The sequence below is a fragment of the Paenibacillus sp. 01T431 genome, from assembly GCF_056398625.1.
Genome location: NZ_JBFTPT010000084.1, coordinates 1 through 392 on the forward strand (window position 1 = coordinate 1; position 392 = coordinate 392).

Sequence of the window (392 nt, forward strand, 5' to 3'; positions counted from 1 at the left end):
GTGGCCGACTACGAGAAGTCGCTGCTGCTGGTGCGCAACCAGTACCAGGCCGGCACGGCGCAGCGCTCGGACGTGTTGCAGTCGGAAACCCAGCTGAAGAGCGCGCAGGCGCAGCAGATCGACATCCAGATCACGCGCGCGCAGTTGGAGCACGCCATCGCGGTGCTGGTTGGCAAGCCGCCGGCGGACCTGACCATGGCCGTGGTGGAGGTGGACGATGCGATTCCCAACGTGCCGGTGGCCGTGCCCTCCACGCTGCTGGAGCGCCGGCCCGATATCGCGGCGGCGGAGCGGCGCATGGCCTCGGCCAATGCCGACATCGGCGTGGCGCAGGCGGCGTACTACCCCACGCTGTCGCTGTCGGCCACGGGCGGGCTGACGGCGGGCACGCT

Annotated in this window: 1 protein-coding gene; it reads left to right on the forward strand. The window is 70.7% G+C overall.

What is annotated here, in order from left to right:
• Nucleotides 1-392, forward strand: a 392-nt coding sequence (locus AC1DM9_RS34580; protein ID WP_477584525.1) for a TolC family protein, incomplete at both ends; no start/stop codon positions are given.